We start from the raw sequence: 20626 nt of genomic DNA, 5'->3' as shown, positions 1-20626 counted from the left end.
AAGAGAAGCAGGGGGGAAACACCATACCTCATAGATTAAAGAACTACTAACTATATTTTCAGAATTATATGTAGATTGGTTGACAAATCAAAACTTGACATGATATTGTAATCATAATGGAGAAGGTTCGCTCATACATATGTAAGTTAAATTTTGCCAAAAGAACCATATTTTCCTAGTAGAATAAAGTCTGAAAAAGCTGATAACTGTTAACTGAAAAAATGCAGTCTGGAAAAATCCTGAAACAAAGGTACAAAATTATCCACACTCTTGGCAGTGGAGGATTTGGAGACACCTACTTAGCAGAAGATTTAGACTTACCAGGAAATCCCAAATGTGTCGTTAAACATCTCAAACCTAAAACAACTAAAAAATCGGACTTACCTTTTCCCCTAAGATTCATTCCTTGGTTAAACAACATCCAAAGTTTAAATCCCGCAGTTTTAGCTACTGCCCAAAAGTTATTCGAGAGAGAAGCAAAAACTCTATACACATTAGGCAAAGACTCAGAGCAAATACCAAAATTATTTGCACATTTTCAGGAAAGAACAGAATTTTACTTAGTACAAGAATATATCAAAGGGCATAATATTAGTAGGGAACTTACGCCGGGGAAAAAATTAAGCCAGTCTGATACTATTGCCTTACTCGCAGGAATATTATCAGCATTAACAGTAGCTCATCAAAATAATATTATTCATCGAGACATTAAACCAGAAAACTTGATGCGTCGAAAGTCAGATAACAAAATAATATTGATAGACTTCGGAGCAGTAAAAGAAATACATGTGTTAGCTAAAGGCAAACAACCAGGAACAACCACTTTAGCTATGGTAGTGGGAACTCCTGGATATATGCCAAACGAACAGAAACTAGGCGATCCTCAACTAAGTAGCGATATTTATGCAGTAGGAATGGTAGGCATAAAAGCACTAACTGGTAAAAACCCAAAATATTTACTAAGAGACTCTAAGACACGAAACTTTATCTGGCGAAATGAAGCACAAGTCAGCGACGAGTTAGCAAATATATTAGATAGAATGGTACATGAATATTTTCCACAGCGTTATAAAAATGCCATAGAAGTATTAGAAGCATTAAATATTCAAACTCCAATACCTCCACCACCTCCACCACCAAAAATAACAACACCAGAAGTAGCACCACCAGAAGTAATAACACCAGAAGCAACAACTACTTCCACACAAAAAGTAGTAGTCAAACCCCAACCTAATAAAACCAATAAAACTAGAAGACAAATATTGATATTAGGAGGTTTGGCAGGAAGTACATTTGTCGGAGCAATATTAGTTAAAGGTTTGTCCGATAAATTATCTCCTACTCAAACAAAACCATCTCCTACTTCTCCACCACAACCTAACTTTCCTATTCAGATAATATTAGGAAGTTTAGCAGGAAGTGGTTTTGCAGCAGCAATGTTAATTAAACATTTGCGGAATAAACCATCTCCTGCCAAAACAAAACCATCTCCTATCTCTCCACCACAACCAAAATTTTCTATTCAGACATTTACTACTGTTAAAGTTAACAAGAAAGGAAAAATAGTAAGTCGCTCTCAAGGTAAAGCAGAAGTAATGACAGAAAACCTCGGTAATGGAGTTTCTCTAGAAATGGTAAACATTCCTAGAGGTAGATTTATCATGGGTTCTCCAGAGACAGAAGCAGAAAGATTTGATGATGAAAGTCCGCAACATTATGTAGATGTTCCAGAATTTTTCATAGGAAAGTATCCAGTTACTCAAGTACAGTGGAAAGCAGTGATGGGAAATAATCCTTCTTTCTTTAAAGGTGCAAGTCGCCCTGTAGAAAATGTAAGTTGGAAGGAGGCGACAAAGTTTTGTCAGAAGCTCTCAGAAATAACAGGTAGAAAATATAGTTTACCCAGTGAAAGTCAGTGGGAATATCCTTGTCGAGCCGGAACAACCACACCATTTTATTTTGGGGAAACTATAACGACTGAGTTAGTTAACTATGATGGAAACTATCCTTATGCTGATGCACCAAAGGGAAAATATCGTCAAGAAACAACAGATGTGGGGATTTTTCCTCCCAATAGTTTTGGTTTGTACGATATGCACGGCAATGTCTGGGAATGGTGTCAGGATGTTTGGCATAGTAACTATAATGGAGCGCCTACAGATGGAAGTGCTTGGGAAGCTGGAGGTGATAGTAATAGAAGACTGCTCCGTTCCGGTTGCTGGGACAACCATTCTAGGAGTTGTCGGAGTGCCTGGCGCGACTGTGTCGATGCGGACGGCTACAACGACGATTGGGGTTTTCGTGTTGCCTCCCCTGTCTCTCGTTCCTAGGATTCTTCCCCTTTTTTCTTTTCCTCTTTTCCCCTTTTCCCTCTTTTTCTTTTCTCTTTTTTCTCCCGCGAAGGGGAAAATTTTTTTTCAGAGTCAGAGAAGTCAGAGCCAGACAAAGATTTCGTCACAGATACAGGGATAAGAAAGTTTGCATTTTGTGAAGCACCCGAAAAGAAATCCCCCTTGCCAAGTGCAAAAATTTCTGATATGATATTATTTAATGGGGTGCATTCGTCCCTATACATGACTTTTTATTCAATCAAAGACCAAGATAGTTTCTGTTTCTGTCTCTCGTTCCTAGGAATTTTCCCCTTGATTTTATTCTTTTCCTCTTAATCAGTGCGATCGCAACTCAGAGGTAGACAAAGATTTGGCCACAAATACAGGAAGAAGAAGATTTGCATTTTGTGAAGCTCCCGACAAAAAATCGGCGGCGAAAAGAAATTCCCCTTGCCAAGTGCGAAAATTTCTGATACAATATTATTTAATGGGACGTCTTCGTCCCTATACATGACTTTTTATTCAATATATAGAAAAGGTAGTTTCTGTCTCTCCTTCCTAGAATTTTCCTCTGGCAGCGCTTTTCACTCTTGATAAACCACATCGCCACAAGCAAAACCTTGTAGGGACGTTGCATGCAACGTCCCTACAGTAGTTTACTGAAATGAAAACCGCTGTAATATCATATCCGGTTGAATAGTTATAAATAAACCCACCCCTAACCCCTCCCTGGAGGGGAACAGGAGGAGTAAGTTTTTTATCACTAATTATCTGGAGATGATATTAATTTCTGAGGAAGAAATCGTCTGCTACTAACGATGGAGTATTTGTCAAAGTGGCAAACCTACCACCACTACCGAAACCTGCACTACTACCATTGGGATTATAGAACAAATTACCATTGTTTTCATTATAGACGATTACAGCATCAGAGGTTGCTGCCTTTTTATTACTTGTAACTACAGCAAATTCATCAATAATGCTAAACCCAGTTCCTGCCAAACTTTTGATTGCACTGAAAGTTGTCAAATCTAGAAGAATAATATCTCCCTGGTTTTGGGAAAAATCAGTAATTTCATCTATACCTATATCCTTAGTCTTAAATTTCTTATTAGTGTCAAAGACAAAGCTGTCAATATTGCCCCCTCCTGTGAGTTCATCGTTTCCTGCTCCACCATTGAGAATATCATTACCGCTACCACCTCTGAGAGTATCGTCACCAGATTCTCCTAGCAAGGTATCTTGACCATTATCGCCTATTAATAGATCGTTCCCTCTACCACCAAGTAGTCTGTCTTTACCCTTACCACCATTGAGAGTATCGTTATCGCGATCGCCATTGAGAGTATCATTGCCACTACCACCAAGTAGTCTGTCTTTACCCTTACCACCATTGAGAATATCATTGCCACTACCACCAAGCAATCTGTCTTTACCCTTGCCACCATTGAGAATATCGTCACCGCTACTACCATTAAGAGTATCGTTACCGCTACCACCATTAAGAGTATCGTCACCCTTGCTACCATTAAGAGTATCGTTGCCGCTACCACCATTGAGAATATCGTTACCACCACCACCATGGAGAGTATCATTGCCACCATTACCAATAAGGGTGTCATCGCCAGTTTGACCTTGGAGTTTATCGTTGCCTCCCCTACCTTTGAGGAAGATGTCATCAATGGGATTATCAGTAACGATAATAGGTGGTAATTTCGTATCTAGAAGTTGAATATTAAGTTTAGTTTCCTCAATATTGGTTTCTATTTCAAACTGTTGTGTATAACTGCCATCTAGGTTGTCTATTACAGTTGTTTTCGGAATTAAGCCTTTCCCTCCTAAGACAATATCATCGGCAAAACCTGGTCCGACAAAATTACCGGCAGTAGTTTTGGGAGTAATTGTAACTACACCGCTACCAGGTTTGGATGCGATAATATCAACCTTCGTTTTGTCAGGATCGACTTCATTATCGGAAACGTTGACAGTATAAGTTGCTTCTCTTTGAAAGGGTTGCCAATCAGAAGTAAAACCTTCGACATTGACCACAAAAGTATAGGTTCCGGGAACTTTAGTGTCTAAAAATTCTCCTGAGTAAAATCCTTCGTCTAATTCGGTTAGCTCAATCGGATCGAGTTGCACAGGAGATAGAGGATTTTTACCCAATTTATTTTGTATAGCAATTACGATCCGCTCCTGCAAACTCAAAGGTTCACGTCTAATTTGAGCGGGAACTTGTTTCAAATCTTTCTGAGTGATAACTCCAGATGAGAGGTAATTACCTAAATCTGCGGTTGGACCAGTGACCGATACTGTTATAGAAGCATCTTGGATCGGAACTTGATTATTTTCCTCTAAGAATACTTGCAGTGGAATAGGTTCTCCTGGATTGAAAATGCCATCACTAGATTGGGGAGGTAATATGTCTAAATGAACTGTAGACTCCGCAATAGCAGAAGCAGAGTAAGTAACAGTCCTGGAGTTGGGGTTAGTAATGACCATCTCCCAGGTTTCTCCATGGTCGATATTTGCTTGTGCTGCTATGGGAAGATGTACTTGGAAAATATCGTGGGTAGGAGCATTAATGTAGGAAATTTGCTCGCCAAATGAATTAAAGTTATTGGCATTGATTTCTAATCCAGATGGACTGCGTAATGCTAAATCTAGAGGGAACTGTGGATTATCACTGGTGAGAATAAAGGAAGCTACCCCATCTTGCTCACCTAATGTAATATCTACAGTGTGAGTTTCACCGGGAGCAATATAATCAATTGGGTCTACAATTACATCAGAACCTATAGCCCCCGCTACCGCATTGACAAAGAATTTATCAAGTTCTAAGGCACTTTCAGTTACTTGGTAAAAACCTTGGTCGCCTACATTAGTTAAGGTTTGCAGTAAATCTACATCAATTCCAGCATTGCCACTTGCACCTTCAGTACCAAATCCAACAGAGAAGACTTTAACATTTTCATCATCAAATTGTTGTAAGAAAGCAGGAGCAGTCGGATCGCCACCTGCTGTGCGCATTCCATCAGAAAGGAAGACAATTACACGACGATTATTTTCGCCATCAGGAGCATCTGTCAATAAATCTAGTCCTTCCTGCAACGCTCCACGAATATTGGTACTACCACCAGGACTGAGGTTATTAATTTGATTTTCAGCATTATTAATATTACCTGAAGTAATCTCAGTTAAAACATCTCCTGGTCCAAAATCTGTAGTCACACTACCTGCGAAACTAACTTCCCCTAAGCGATCGCCTGCATCAAGGCGAATCAAATCTAGGAATAAATTAGCGGAGTCTTGCAACAATTCAATTTTGGGTCGGTTTCCATTAGAAACTGGAACTTGTGAAGCCATACTACCACTACGATCCATTACTAGCACCACATCAACTGTACGAGCTAATTGGATAGCAGCCGTATTTTCTTCGTTATGTTCTAGAATATCATCATCGGAGTCTACTCGCACCAGTAAGAAAGCATCATTATCAATGAGGTCGTCAACTGTGGAACCTGGACCGAGAAGTTGTGCAGCATGAGAATTATTAATGGTGACTTCGCTAGTACGGTTTAATGAAGCACCTGTAGCTAGAGGTCCGAGACTTGCTTGATTAGTATCAGTTAAAACGACATCACTTGCATCAGCAAAGAAATCTGTAGAAAGTAAAACCTCATATTCAAAATTAGTTCCTGTTCCTAGCTCCCCAGTATTACTAACTGTCCAATCAAATTCAACTGTTCCCCCACCAGAAGGTAAGCTAACTTTATCGTTACTGAATGCAACTAAGTCTGGTAACTCAGGATAGGGAAAACCTACTAAAGAATAGTCTTGTGCTGTACCTGCTTGCACATCAAAACCAATCACACGAGCTGTCCAATGACCTTCTTCTAAATCTGCACTATCAACTAACACCTGTTCCACATTGTTGAGATGGTCTTTCCCTCGTGTTGCTACCCAAGCTCCATTTCCAGTTAAAGCATTAGCAGGAATGTAGTCATTATTGATGGCAGGTGTGAGGGTCGGGGTAATCTCTTGATTAATAGAAATTGCTGTTCCAGGGGGTTGAGCATTATTCGGCAAGGGATTACCCATTAAGTCTTCTATTGTATGACCTAACTGCCAAGGGTAGAATATTGTACCGTCTGGGGCGACTATTTCTAAATCAAGGTCATTTACTAACGTGGGGTTGATAGCAGGATTTTGAATGGCTCCCTCAAAATCATCCCAAGCTAATGTCAATTTGAGTGGATCGCCAGAATCAATAAAATCTTCATCCACAACAAAATTATATTCAATGATTCCATTGTGCATGACTGCATCTTGAATAATGCGATTAGGAATGGGAACACCACCTTCTAGACGAAAATCCTGCATGACTTCAACTGCAGCTTCTGCATCCACTAAACCCCAACCAGTAGCATAGTCGGGACCTTCAGTTGCGGTGACTCGTCCATTACCGTCATTACCATTAGCTTGATTGCTATCAGAATCAATCTCAGTAAGTGTATTGTTCCGAACATCATCATCAACGATATCAACTGCGGTTTGAATTAATAATGCTCTGAGGGTAGATGGTAAAGGAGGGCGATCGTCAATTGTTGTGCCTAGAGGGGTACTGTAAGTATTTTGCCAACCTTCTAACAATAAAGCATGAATACCAGCGACTGCAGGGGAAGCCATAGAAGTTCCGCTACTTGATCCATAACCATTACTGGTATTGGTTGACCTGATATTAGTTCCTGGTGCTACGACATCAGGTTTAATCCGACCATCATAAGCTGGTCCGAGACTACTACCTGTGCTGAGAAAATCATTATTAATGTTTCCATCTCCATCAGAAGCATTCCAATTTCCCACTACAACAGCATTTTTGACTTGTTTGGTAATAGAATAATATCCTAATTGATTTCCATATTGAGCGCTACTACCTCCGTTGCCAGCAGAAAACACTTTCGGTCTTTCCGGAACAAGTTCACCCCCAGCAGTTGCACCCCCTCGAATTAATCGATCAATAGTTTGGTTATTACCGCTATAATTTCCATCAGGACTCACCGCATGAGAATGGTTAGAGACATCTAGAGAATTATTATCTATTGCGTTTAAGACATTGGCAGTGTTAATCAGGTCGTCAGAATCAATTAAACCTGCATTGGGAGCCATACCTCGCCATTCAAAAGGCGTACCACCATTAGAATTACTTTGAGAACCATTACCTGCAATAATACCCCCAACATGGGTTCCATGAAAACTACTTGCAGGTCTATCCGCAACCACATTTAAGTCTGGATGAGAGGCATCAATACCACTATCATCTACCCCCACAGTCACACCATCACCAGATAACCCGTCATAAACTGGAAACCCACCGGATAAAATCAGGTTCCCCATGCCATCAGTTTGAGCATCTTGAACATTATCTACGTTAACAACTGAACGAGTATTATCATTTTCTGGTAAATCTGGGAAGGAACCTGGATCTATCCATTCAACTTGGTCGTAACTTGCTAGACTAATGAGATTTTTTTCCTCAATCTCAACTTCCCAAAGATTATCGCTAATGGGAGAAAAAGAAATAGCCTCCCGCTTCAAAATTGACTGACGAATAGTTTCCAGAGGAGTATCTTGTGCAAATAAGACAGATAGTCGGAGAGTACCATTATCATTCAGAACGTAATTCTCTTTTCTTTCTGGGATAAAGTATTCCTGATAATTTCCCACCAAAATATCGGGCGCAATTTTATCTTCTGGTGTTAAGGGTGTAATACTACGAATTAATTTAGGAGGAATGTTGGGGTCTGAGGGGTCGAAATCTTCCTCAACTAATCCAAAGGCGTGTTTCCCAGGCAGAAAACTCTGGCGATCTATTCCTGCTTTTTCCAGTTTTAAAAGTTCATCATGTTCTGGTGTTCTATTCAGGGTGATAATACCATGCAATCCTTTTGAACTTTTATCTTCATTCAGTTCTTCAAAAAAGTCTTTCTCTAAAGTCCGTGTGGGAAGGAAGTCACCACTACGCAGACTAATTTTTTGCTGTTCAAAGGTTTCATAAACATCTGGGTCAAAAGGAGTGATAATTTTAACATCTCCCTTAATATTTGTTCCATCTTCACCCCGAATCACTAACCGCCAACCAACACCCCTGGCAATGTCTTCTTCTGTGACATCATAAGTTAGTTTTAGAGGAGAAGCAGAAGAATCTGTAATTTGAACAGGAGGTTTTCGACTTCCAAAATCGCGCCGACCTTCTAGTGAAACAGTTAATTTTTCACCTTGACCTTCCCAATCAACCTCTACTTCTATAGTTCCGGGAACTAATACATTAAATAGTTGATATGGTACTGAGTTAGGACCTTCTATCTGGAAATCCGAGAATATTTTGGATTTTTCCACTTTTTATTACTCCCAAATATATGTATTTTTTATTTGAGATGCAGCCTGAACTTATTGTGATCTAATTTGAAGATTCTGTCAAGTAGAATTATGAACAATTTAGAGAAAACGAAATAGAAATGAGGGTAATAGATGAATAAATGTAGATTGATCGTACCGGATAGAGAATTTTAAATACCTTTTTTACGAAAGTTTAAGTTATTATAGGGAATAGGGAGTAGGGAGTCAGAAATACAGTTTTATATCATGTCCGGTTGAATAATTAGACTTTGGTGAAAGGCAGAAGTCAAAAGCGCCAAGGAATAGATTCCTTAGCGCAAAGCTAAATTCCCAAGGAGAATCAAACATTTGTATGTCTCCAGAAACCCGGTTTCTTTTACCTAGGTGTGTGCGAACGCAAGATAGGGGGCGGGTCTAGCTAGCTTAACCTGAAGACTCCTTAGCTTACTTGAAAGACCCGCCCTGTGTGCGAACGCAAGATAGGGGGCGGGTCTAGCTAGCTTAACCTGAAGACTCCTTAGCTTACTTGAAAGACCCGCCCCTACAAGATGGTGAAACCCGCCCTTTTTCAGTTGCCACAAACTCGCAGCGCGTGCAAAGATACAAAATGGTTTCTATAGACCCAAAATAAAAAAGAGTCCCTATTGCTTTCCAGTCTACCAACAAAACATAATCATTGAGACTGAGGGACTCGATAAATACGTTGTCCTACCAGAGAGAAGAACACCATAAGCAACGTGATTATTATTATCAACCTAATGCAAATTATTGTCAATACTTTTTTGAGATTTTAATAATAATAATTTTCATTAATTTACTTGCAACCATTGCCATAAGCCTGTTCTGCTTATCTTAAAGGGAATCATTAAGATTTGATTTATTTATGTTACAAAACTTAATCATAAAAAATCTCAGAAAAACCTTGACAAAACCTAAAAACTATTGAATATTAGTTGCAATAAGTATGTAATGTACTTTGGTTCAAAAGGCCAATAGCAATGACTTATGGACTTGCAATAGACTTTTAAACCTGAAGACAAAAAAAATGACCACTAGAAGTTAGTGGCCAAAGCGATGTATTTTGATTGAAGCTATGATACCACAATTAGAGACCAAAGAACAATTTTCCAGTCATGGGCAAAACACAGAATAGGACTGAGTATTAAGTCGATACTGAAATGAGCGATCGCATTCTGAATAAAATTGCTCACGACTAAAAATCACAGAAAATTTTCTCTCTTTAATGCTGCCATCAATGTTGGCTTTTTTGAGAAAATCTTGCCAAAAATGGCAGTTTTTCAGCAAGAGAAACGCCGTCTATTTTGGTGTGATTAAAAACAGATAATTCTCCCCAAATTTTTACTGCTAAAAACTTTATATTTTGGGCATTTAATTTCTAAAATTTAGCAGTAAATAAAAGATGTAAAGCTACTTAGAATTATAATTGTTGAGATATCAGCAATTATAATTTTTCTTGAGAATTATTGATTATATTCAGGGAATCTGCTAGTAACTCTACCTATAATTTGTTGGGAACTCACAACACCAAAAGAACGACTATCGCTACTTTCTTCTTTATTTTCTCCCAATAAAAAACAGTTACCTTTTTCATCAACTAAGGCAACCCACTTAATTATTCTTAAATCTTGACGATGGGGATGTTTCGCCACCACCAAATCCCCAATTTCTGGTAAAAAGTGGCGGTAGGCTCTTGTATCTACCAGAACTTCCTCCCCTGGCTTTAGCACAGGAAACATAGAAAGTCCAGTAACACAAAACCGTTGACGTAATCTCAATAACCAAAGTAATAACTCTTTCTTATTACTTTCTTGTATCAACTTTTTGCCTACCACCTCAAACTAAAAAAATTAGCTTAACTATTCAACTATCAGACTCCGCCCATACCTTAAAAGTACAGCACATTTCAGACAAATAATGTACGACCTTAGAATAGGCGAATAGGCAGCTAATAGCTGTTAGCTGACAGCTTATTGCTTATAAATTAGCTAGCCTTAACCCAAGCTACATCACGTTCCTTAGTAGCCCAGAACATATTGTGAATTTTCTCCACAGTCTCTAATAACTCAGTAGCGTGTTCCAAACTAACCTCTACTTTACAAGCAGAGCAAAGTTTAGCAGCTTTCCAAAAAGTATCGTGGAGGTCTGGATACTTTTCTAAATGTACAGGCTTGAAATAATCAGTCCAAAGAACGAGTAAATCTTCCTTAGTTTTTTGAGCTTGCTCTTCCTTAATTGCAATATAGCGAGAAAGAGTATTAGCAGTCTTATGATCTCCAGCTTTTGGATCGAGGTCTAAGATTTTCTTAGTCATGGATAATACCGCTTCAGCATAAATTCGAGCCGAAGCAGGGTCATAAACACCGCAAGGGCCATCACAGTGAGCGCTAACCTCTGTTGCTGGGAACCACTTTCTAATCTGAGTAGCAATTGTGTTGAGCATAGTTTTCTAGGATATTCCTAATCAAAATAGTTTAGTGTCATACTACTACGGAATGGTAAACCTATAGAACCAATTTTTAATATATTTAGAAATGTGGAAAATGATATGGGAAAGTAGAATAATTATGATATATTATGGTATTTTCTATTCTTTTTCCTCTATTACCGAAAAATCAAGGTATAAAGCCTTTCCATATTATGGAGAAAAAGCGGTCATTAGGGGAGCTTCCTGTAGAATGTGATATAGAAAAGAAGAATTTTAAAAATAACAGGCATTGGCAACTAAATTTAATATCAAAAGTTTATATGGTAGGGGAATAAAAAAATGGAAAACCAGAAACAATTTAAGTTAAAAAATAATGAGGTTAAGCAACTTTTTATTAAGGGCGTTAACATTTTTTTGGCAGGTTCAGCAATTACATTAGTCTTGGGATTTATCGTTTGGTTTGTGCATGGAACGATTATGGTTTCTGACCTATCACAGAAAATAGTTGCTCAAGGTTGGGGTGCTTTAATTGGAGTAATGGCTGTATTTTTGTCTTTTATTATACCTTCGATTGTTACTCTTTTCGGATTTGCGGTAATGGCATTATTAGTGTGGTGGTTATCTAGAGTGTTTTCTCAATATGAAGAGTTTCAACCTACTTCTTTAATTGTTTATCAATTAGTGGCTCCTGTGGGAATGATAGCTGCTTTGATATTAGCTTCACCAGTGTTAGTTTCTTATGCAGTTATTCGTTTATTTAGCGGTAGTGGGCAAGCATTAATTTTGGAAGTGAAGGAAGCTTCAAGTATTTTATTGCCAATTGATTATAAGAAGAGTTTTATCGGAGGTAGTCAAGAAGTTATAGCATTAGAAGTAGATAACAAGAAACAAGTTTTAAATGATGAGAAATTTCAAGAAGAGTAAAAATTCAAGAATTAACAATATTTTATTTAGTAATAAATGGTAACACAAGCATCTTGCTTGTTATAGCCTTGAAGCCTGTGTTACTTTTTATAGAGGTGAACCTATAGATGACAAAACTTCAGCTAGATAATTTATGTAGAGATATTTGGAGTTACTGGAATAGAAATAAAAAATTTAGTTGCTTCCCCTAATTCTGATTCACACCATAATTTCCCACCATGTTTTTCCACAATAATCTGATAACTAATTGATAACCCTAAACCTGTTCCTTTTCCCACTGCTTTAGTTGTAAAAAATGGATCGAATAATTTGTTGCGAATATCTTCAGGAATACCAGAACCATTATCAGCAATTTCAATAGTTACCCAGTTATCGTTGAGTACATAAGTTTTAATTGAAATTTGTGGCTGGAAACTTATGCGATCGCTACTTTTCTCTATATTCTGTTTAATAATTAGCTCTTCCATTGCATCAATAGCATTAGTCAACAAATTCATAAACACCTGATTAAGTTGCCCCGCAAAGCAATCAACAAAAGGTAAATTACCGTAATCTTTCACTACTTCAATAACTGGGCGATCGCTCTTAGCACTGAGACGATGCCCTAAAATAGTCAGGGTACTATCAATACCATCGTGAATATTGACTTTTTTCATCTCTAATTGATCCTGGCGCGAGAAACTGCGTAAACTGGAGACAATCTCTTTAATGCGTTCCGCACCATAATTCATAGAATCTAATAGCTTGAACACATCCTCAATCAAAAAATCGATCTCAATAGTTTCCTCTTCTTCTAAAATTAGAGGCGATCGCTCCGGGAAATGCTCCTGATATAAACGCACCAAATTTACCAGATCGTTCACATATCCCTTAGCGTGTGACACATTACCATAGATAAAACCCACAGGATTATTAATTTCATGGGCGACTCCAGCTACCATTTGTCCTAAACTTGCCATCTTCTCGGTTTGAATTAATTGGGGAGTTTGCTGAAGTTTTTTTACCAATAACTCCAATTCTTGTAGCTGTTTTTTAATCTTTAAATCGCGCTCATTGAGTTGTTCGCTCATCTCATTAAAGCTGGTTGCGAGCGTATAAATTTCATCCTTACCCTTAAATTCCAAATGAATGCTCAGGTCTCCTTTGCTTAACTCTTGAGTTGCTGTTGTTAGCAAAGTAATTCGCCGCGTCACCAAACGGGTAATCCAAAAACCAAGTACAGAAACTATCAAACCACCAATTAAAGCAAAACTCCCAATTTGGAACCAGATTTCCCGTTGAGATTCATGTAGAGATGTCAGTGGAGTCAATACAACTACATGAATGCGCTCTTTTAAAATCTCAGGGAAGTCGATTCGTTGAGCAAAGTAAGACTTTCCTGAAGTTTCAATTTCCTGAAGAATATCTTGAGATGTAATTTTTGACCACTCAATTGAGCCATCCACTGCAACAGTTGAAATAATAACCTTTGAATCTTCTAGGAAAACTAAATGCTGTCTGGTATCATCCAAAATCTCCTGAATAACTTCTGATGTTAAAGTCTTACCAATAATAAGACCACCAATAATTCTCTCTCTGGACTTAATCGAAATAACCTTTACTAACAGAAGCTTTTTCGAGTCTTGCGACAAGACCAACTTGCTGAAAATTAAACCACTTTGCGCCAGTTGACGGAGCTTTAAATCTTTTAGTGGAGTTTTATCCATAGTAGAGTTTGTCAATCTTGATAGGATTATTCCTTCTGTATCTACTACTTTTACCAAATCCAATTCTAAGCTAGAGCGCAGTGGCAAAAGTATTCTCAACAAATCCTGTTTATTCTGCTTGGCAACCGCTTCTGAAAACTCAGAATTATCTGCAATAGATTTGGCCTTAAAACTCAATAACTCATTAGTTAATCCAAAATCATAGCTTATATGAGCAGCAGTATGCTCAGTTTCTATTTTCAATTCATTTTCTTGCCTCTTAGTTGTAGTATAGCCTACAGCCAAAGCTCCCACTATCCAAGTTCCCAGGAAAATGGACAGCATAGGAATCAATATTTTACCCACAAGAGGCAGGTTTGAATAGCGAGGAATTTCCATAGATAAGCTTGAAATTAAGGAAAACGATTTATTCTAGTTTAGTAGGTACAAAGCCGGCTTGTTGTAAAACATCAGCCCCAGTTTTCCCGTAAATAAAGTCAATGAATGCTTGGGTTGCTGGGTTAGGGTCATCATACCAGACAATACCTAAACTTCTGACCATAGTATATTTTCCAGATTGCAAATTCTCTGGAGTTGGTGCAACTCCATTCAGACTCAGACGGTTTACTTGCAAATTATTACTAATCGTCTCACCCAGGGAAAATGCACCTATACTGTAGGGTGTAGTCTGAATAGCATCAATTAAATCTGCTTCCCTACGCAACACTATAGCATCCGGTGAATTTTCTAAGTCGGAACCTAAATAATACTTTCGTAATAACTTTTTGCCAGATTCATCTTCGGGTCTATCTAAGACAACTATTGTCGCATCAGGTCCCCCAAATTCTTGCCAATTAGTAATTTGGCCACTATAAATTGCGCGTAAATCTTCAGTTGTTAAATTCTTAACGCCTTCCACGCTAGAGTGAGTCGCTACTAAGAGAGCATCTTTGGCAAATTCACGATATGTCAGTTGATCGGCAGTTTCTTTAGGTTTGGGGGGTCGAGTAACAGTACCCATTTCAATCAAACCTACTTTGACACCCGCAATACCCCCTCCAGTCTGACTAGATTCGATAAAGTCTATTTTAGTACCACTTGTCTGTTTCTGATATGCAGATGCTAATAGTTTCATAGCTGGATAAGGTGTACCAGCTCCTCCTATTTTAATGGTTTGTTTTTCTTGAGAAGATTCAGAACCTGTAGAGGAAATATTGCTAGTCTGATTTGACTCAAATGTACATCCCATTGGCAATAGCACCAGCAAACTTAGCATTGTCATCCATATTCTAGAAAATCTCATTTTGATTCCTTCTCAAATTATTTTTTTTTTAATCAACCTAGCTCAACCGGAAGTGGTACTACAATTATCTCTATCAAATTTAAAGCCAATAAGTTGAATTTATATAAAAAAATTATTTTCTTAGTTATCATTGACTTAAATTGTAGGCTGTAATATCTTCACAATAAATATCTTCAGTACAACTAGAGTTAAATCAGTAGAAAAATTAAATATTTACTTAGGAAAGAGATAACAGGGAGTTAACAGAATGTGTAATTAATTTGGCTTATGCACTTAAAATGAATAATCATTTGTTTAGTCTAAATCAAGAAAAATGATCGTAAATTTCTGGGATAGTTAATCTTCTGGAAGAGTTTGCGGCTCTAATATAAAATTCTCAACCTTTGTCGCTTTTAAGAAATGCCTTTTTGAGGGAACTTTTAACATCAATAATACAAACTTCCTTGACTTCTAAACTTTCAATCCGGACTTTAATATATTTTGCCAAACTGGCTCCAATATAGTTAATCCTGTTATTATTTAATTTTGATTAAATCTTGATTAGCGATCGCCATCAGGAATTTAGATTTCAAATCTTACACCATTTTCTCCCGTTTCTCGAATATGACCTTCCATTTTAATTAAAGTTCTACGAATAATATACAATCCTAAACCACTGCCTTTAGCTTTTTTAGAAGTAGTGGTTAAGGGTTGAAATCTCTATTGTTTTTTATCATCAGGAATACCTTTACCATTGAAGCATCAAAATGCCTACTCATTCTCTCTAAATTATTCAGAATTTCAGTAATTAAATTGTTAATTGTATCCTTAGACATAATCAAATATCTCGTTAAAAAATAATTGTGTTATTTTAATTGTTTTTTTTCGGACGTTTAATTCCACCTTTGCGTTTAACTTCAAAACCATATCTATAAATATCTGGCATATTAATTCGCCGATCTGAGCTACGAATTTCTACAATACCTAATTGTTCTAAGTATTTTAAAATTTCTTCTGGTTTTTTGCTAGGGGGTTCTTTATCCCATTTTGTGTTTTTCAGTATGTTGAGAAATTTTTCCTCTTCAGTTAAAAGGTTGAGATTTTTAAGACTTTTTTTAAAAGCTTCTAACCAGGGATATTCTTCCTCTGTAAGTTCTTTGATTCTATCTTGAGAAGTATCCATTAAAGCTCCTTGTAAATCAGAAGGTAATAATAAGCGATTTTCTGGTAAATCTTTTTCCTCAAATTTTTCTAATCTACGTTCTGCTGCTAAGGAAAATAGTTTTAAAAAAGAACGTGGAGCAATTCTTCCTTTGGCATCTTGAAGGTGATTAGGAACCCAATTATAAGTGTAACCTTTTCGATGATTATTTCCCATATATTCCCCGACTATTTTTTCCATTAATAATTCAAAACGAGACTCATCTGATGCTGGCAATATACCTAATATTTTATCTTTTTTTGATGGAATTAAACCAGGAACTATTTGTAAATAATCATTCATTTCTTCTCCAGAGTTAGCTAAACGCTTAACAAATACTTGATATAACCATGAAGTTTCCCACTCTAAACTAATTTGATGTCCTCTGAGTTTAGAAGCATCTGGAAATCCTAAAAATTCCTGTTGAAATAAATCTGTGCGTAGAAATATTTTAGGTCTAATTCGTTCCCAACGACGCCATCTATCTAGCCAAAATGCTAATAGTTCGGCAATGGGAGCGGCAAGTTCTAAATAAGAAGGAACAATTCGATCTAGCTCATCATAAGTGATAAATAACCAACGATCGCTTGCCAATAATTCTTCATCTAATTTATCCAAAGCATAGTTGATATTTTCAAAGTTCTGGCTAGCATCTGGAAACCAGTGGGAAAGTAATGATAATTTGTTCGTTAAACTATCGCGAATTTCCTCTGGTACTTCCTCAACCCAATTATAATTTGATAATTCTTTTTCTTGCTGAAATATTACTCCTAATATTAATCCAATCCAGAAAATGCGCCAATCAATTCTATCCTTACCTTTCATATAGTGTTCTGTTGTTTCTGGTGCAGGAAATTTTTTTTCCCTAGTCTTAGTACGACCATATCCAGCAATCCAGATTGTTGTTTCTAAAGGGGGAAAATATTTAATGTTTAAGTTTTTTACTAAAGCTTTCCGACCAGAAGAATTTGCTAGTAAACGAAAAAATTCTGTTTTACCAACACCTCTACCACCTAATATTAAAAATGTGTCAGTGTCTAATGCCTTACGGTAGCGAGCTACAGGTAAAAAGTTTTTTAGGAATACATTTTCATTGTCACTTTCATGTTCCGCTACACCTCTTCCTGGTGCAACATTAGCCATAATTTCTAATAGCTTTTTTTTATCAAAGTTAGTCATTTTTCTATCTAATTTTATTTGTTTAATTTACGCTTAAAAATACTACAAATTTTTTCAGCAAGCTGTTGGTAAGATTTGCCTGTTAAAACATCAATAATACCCCACAAACGACTATCTTCCTCCGGAGTATAATCTCGCTGAAATAAAGTTATTTCTCTACGCAATTCACTTTGCCAGTCTATAACTATTGGGTAAAAACTAGCATCTTTGTCGGTGGAGTTAGGAACATTTTCGCTATAGTAATTATCTTGAAAAATAGTATAAGCTTGCTCTCGAAAATCTTGCAGTTCCTGTTCTCTCCCTGGTACACCTAATCCCGGAGCTAGAGCATGGATGAGTAACACTGGCAGCGGTTCAGGAGCTAAAGGTCTTGCTAAACGACGAATAACATGAGTTAAACCTTTCCAACTTTGACGAGATTGAGTGCCAAAAATGACTGCTGCATGGGATAAGTCAGCGATCGCCAACCCACCAATATCGTGAAACCCTGTTCTGGTATCCAGTAAAATAAAATCTAGTTTTCTTGCTGCTGCATTTAGTTCTTTGAACATATCATGCCATGTTTTTAACAGTGGGTTATTGAAATCAAGTATATTCTGGCAATCAAGTCTTGCTAACTTTTCCAGATAGTTATTATCTACATTTCCTGCACCCAATATAGGCAAACTTTTTTCTACATCTCCTAACAATATTGGATCGTTAACTAACTGCAAATGAGCGCTGAGTTTCCAATTTTCACCTTGGATATTTTTCTCTAGCAAATAATCGATCGCCCCTGGAAAACTCGCCTCTGTATCTGGGAAAAAAATAGTTGATATACCAGGAGACTCTAAATCTAAATCGACTATAGCTACTCGATGACCGTGACGAGCTAATGTCAGAGCTGTTGCTACTAATGTTGTAGTGCGACCAACTCCACCTTTGAAGGAAAAAAATGAAACTATTGCTGGTTTATGACCTTCATCTACTACTTCTTGAGGCCAAGGAAGCTCAACTTCTTTTTGATTTGTCCATGCTTGTTTAGCTACATGACGTTCTAACACATACCAACGAGGTTGACTTTCATCATCCCATTCTGCGAGAACTCTTTCTTCGCGAATGACATCTATTAAATTTTTATAACCATCTTTTTCGCCTTGTGGTAACCAAATATCTTGACCATAGTATGGACCCAGTTTTTGGTCGAGAGATTTTTTCAGGTTGTCTAAGATATCCTTTTCCAGATTGCTATTTTCCAGAGGTTCCAGAAAAAGCCGAATTTTTCCCTTAACATCCCGAATGATAGTTATTGATTCTAGTTGGTCTTTTATAGAAGATTCCTCAAAACATTCTTGTACTTTGTCAAATGTTTCACCGAAAGTTATGTTAATCATTTAAAGTTCCTCACTAGATATCCTACCATCCAAAATTAATCTGGGAATAATTTCGTTATAGATTTCTGCTGCTCGTTGAACTGCCTCTTTTGCCTTTTTTTCATTCCACAAACCAGACTGAAAATAACGTCGCTGTGGATGATAGTTGACTAAAACAGTTCCGTTTGTCCGGGAAATTGGCAATTTAGAATCAATAATGGGATAAATTATCCGTAACCTTTCAATATTTTGACCTTGAAGTTCTGTTAAATCGTGACCGAATTTTTTACAAGCTTCATTATTAATATATTCCTCTACTAGAACTTTAAAAGTGCATTCTACTACATAACCTGCCAAATAAACAGCATTATCCCAACGATTTTGAACCAGTAAAATTTCTGCATCATGTAAATGCCTCCCCGCAGCTTGAATAAATGATTCTTCCATCTTTTTTCTAGAAATCTAATAACTCAAATAACGTTTTTCTCGATATAAACCCAGACCATAATTTCCAGCGGGAGTTGCTCGTAACTCTTTAATTACTGTTACCATTTCCGATGGAAGTTGTGACAATGGTTGAGGTTTAATAAAATGTTCTGGGGGCATTAAAATAAGAGCCGATAGAGCTGCAAAAGTTAAATCTGCTGCCGAAAAATTATCTCCTACTAAATAATAACGACCTTCAGATAATCGTTCACTAACAAAGTCAAAAACTTTCTTAATTTCTGCCAGAGATTTTGCTGAATTTTCGGCTGTTAACTGAAATTTTTTCTGCAATAAATAGGAAATAAAAGGAAAAAGAATTGTAAATCCAATCTGTTCAAACCAAGGAGTATTTTTACAGCAACCCCTACCCATAACTCGACGATCTTTTACCTTATAAAAATATACTCAATTTCTCACAGCAACACCTAATTTTTCATCAAATAAATCTTCTAATTCTTCAACTTCCTTCCGTAATTCTGGAATATCTGGATATAATTTTTTATCTGGTGGTGCTATGGCACTCAAATAATGCAAAATATCAGTTGAATCAACAAAAATACCATGATTTTCTGTAGCCAAAACCGGAACACTAATACTATCATATTTGAAAGTAGCAAGTCGATGAAATAAAGGAATATGAGGTTCTTCAGTGTAAGTGATTTTTAGTCTATCTAATGCCCAACGAACTTTTTCACAATAATGACTGACAGGAATAGTAATTAGACGATAATTTTGGGAGTTCATAAACTTTTTATTTGTTGATTATTTACATAATTAATAATAAAAAATATTTGAAAGTAGCAGTTATATAAATATCTTAAATAGGTGTAGGTTGGGTTGAAGAATGAAACCCAACATTTATTACACTTCTACAAATCTTGCTTCCTCCTTCTTTCTTTCTTATTCCTTCTTCAAAACAGCTTCCCTAAAGCCTAAAACTACTAAAATATTAGATAGTGTTAAAAATACTTCAGCACTGCCATGTAACCAATCAATATTTGCTAAAGCTTCACTATAAACTTGTTTAGCATAAATTCCTGCTGGAATAGTTACACCTACAAATACTAAAGTGCCATAAAATCCAATTAAAGCTAAACGAGGTACTTTTCCAGAACGTGTTAGAAACCAAAGAAAACCTAAATAAGGAAATAATGAAAGAGCAAATAAAGTATCTTTAGAAATCATATTTTTAATAGATTAATTATTGATTATCCATTGCAACAGTAGGGGCGGGTTTAACAAGTGAGTTAAGGAGTTTCACATCAAGTTAACTAAACCCGCCCTCTCCACATTTATCGCCCCTAGAATTATATTGAAACAGTAGGGGCGGGTTTAACAAGTG

The 20626-nt window shown here is 36.9% G+C and carries 14 protein-coding genes; 2 read left to right on the top strand and 12 right to left on the bottom strand.

Features of this window, described 5'->3' with window-relative positions; translation table 11 throughout:
• Positions 1 to 221: 221 nt before the first annotated feature.
• The gene (locus tag VKJ25_RS20885) at positions 222 to 2330 is read left to right on the top strand and encodes a bifunctional serine/threonine-protein kinase/formylglycine-generating enzyme family protein (RefSeq protein WP_324238575.1); all 2109 of its coding nucleotides are present in this window, start codon (positions 222 to 224) and stop codon (positions 2328 to 2330) included.
• Here VKJ25_RS20885 and VKJ25_RS20880 read toward each other — a convergent pair.
• From VKJ25_RS20880 to sodN, 4 genes are all read right to left on the bottom strand, one after another.
• Entirely contained in the window at positions 2327 to 2575 is a 249-nt protein-coding gene (locus VKJ25_RS20880; protein ID WP_324238574.1) for a hypothetical protein, read from the bottom strand. The genes VKJ25_RS20885 and VKJ25_RS20880 overlap by 4 nt on opposite strands.
• A 538-nt stretch (positions 2576 to 3113) precedes the next feature.
• Positions 3114 to 8729 carry a S8 family serine peptidase gene (locus tag VKJ25_RS20875; protein ID WP_324238573.1) on the bottom strand — a complete coding sequence of 1872 codons (5616 nt, stop codon included), beginning with the start codon at positions 8727 to 8729 and terminating at the stop codon, positions 3114 to 3116.
• 1481 nt (positions 8730 to 10210) lie between these two features.
• A complete protein-coding gene (gene sodX / locus VKJ25_RS20870) occupies positions 10211 to 10567 on the bottom strand; it encodes a nickel-type superoxide dismutase maturation protease (protein ID WP_324238572.1) in 357 nt (118 codons plus the stop codon).
• A gap of 164 nt (positions 10568 to 10731) precedes the next feature.
• A complete protein-coding gene (gene sodN, locus VKJ25_RS20865; protein ID WP_324238571.1) occupies positions 10732 to 11190 on the bottom strand; it encodes a superoxide dismutase, Ni in 459 nt (152 codons plus the stop codon).
• Positions 11191 to 11514: 324 nt separating this feature from the next.
• On the opposite strand from sodN, the gene VKJ25_RS20860 reads away from it, so the two are divergent.
• Positions 11515 to 12099 (top strand): hypothetical protein, encoded by a 585-nt coding sequence (locus VKJ25_RS20860; RefSeq protein ID WP_324238570.1) that lies wholly within the window; start codon positions 11515 to 11517, stop codon positions 12097 to 12099.
• Positions 12100 to 12230: 131 nt separating this feature from the next.
• Here the strand turns inward: VKJ25_RS20860 and VKJ25_RS20855 are convergent, their stop codons facing one another.
• From VKJ25_RS20855 to VKJ25_RS20820, 8 genes are all read right to left on the bottom strand, one after another.
• Positions 12231 to 14129, bottom strand: coding sequence for a sensor histidine kinase (locus tag VKJ25_RS20855; protein WP_324238569.1), 1899 nt, complete (start codon positions 14127 to 14129; stop codon positions 12231 to 12233).
• Between the two features lie 82 nt (positions 14130 to 14211).
• Positions 14212 to 15087 (bottom strand): substrate-binding domain-containing protein, encoded by an 876-nt coding sequence (locus VKJ25_RS20850; RefSeq protein WP_324238568.1) that lies wholly within the window; start codon positions 15085 to 15087, stop codon positions 14212 to 14214.
• 850 nt (positions 15088 to 15937) lie between these two features.
• Entirely contained in the window at positions 15938 to 17446 is a 1509-nt protein-coding gene (locus VKJ25_RS20845) for a P-loop ATPase, Sll1717 family (protein ID WP_324238567.1), read from the bottom strand.
• A 14-nt stretch (positions 17447 to 17460) separates the two neighbouring features.
• Complete coding sequence (locus VKJ25_RS20840) at positions 17461 to 18819, bottom strand: KGGVGR-motif variant AAA ATPase (RefSeq protein ID WP_324238566.1); 1359 nt, start codon at positions 18817 to 18819, stop codon at positions 17461 to 17463.
• On the bottom strand, positions 18820 to 19245 hold the full coding sequence (locus tag VKJ25_RS20835; RefSeq protein WP_324238565.1) for a HEPN domain-containing protein: 426 nt from the start codon (positions 19243 to 19245) through the stop codon (positions 18820 to 18822).
• A 15-nt stretch (positions 19246 to 19260) separates the two neighbouring features.
• A complete protein-coding gene (locus VKJ25_RS20830; RefSeq protein ID WP_324238564.1) occupies positions 19261 to 19656 on the bottom strand; it encodes a glutathione S-transferase family protein in 396 nt (131 codons plus the stop codon).
• Positions 19657 to 19689: 33 nt separating this feature from the next.
• A complete protein-coding gene (locus tag VKJ25_RS20825) occupies positions 19690 to 20028 on the bottom strand; it encodes a glutathione S-transferase family protein (protein ID WP_324238563.1) in 339 nt (112 codons plus the stop codon).
• Between the two features lie 156 nt (positions 20029 to 20184).
• Complete coding sequence (locus VKJ25_RS20820; RefSeq protein ID WP_324238562.1) at positions 20185 to 20469, bottom strand: DUF3593 domain-containing protein; 285 nt, start codon at positions 20467 to 20469, stop codon at positions 20185 to 20187.
• Positions 20470 to 20626 lie beyond the last annotated feature (157 nt).

The sequence above is a fragment of the Okeania sp. genome, from assembly GCF_035285525.1.
Lineage (GTDB): Bacteria > Cyanobacteriota > Cyanobacteriia > Cyanobacteriales > Microcoleaceae > Trichodesmium.
The sequence above is the reverse complement of the archived record's forward strand: the minus strand, read 5'-3'. Positions and strand labels throughout refer to the sequence as shown.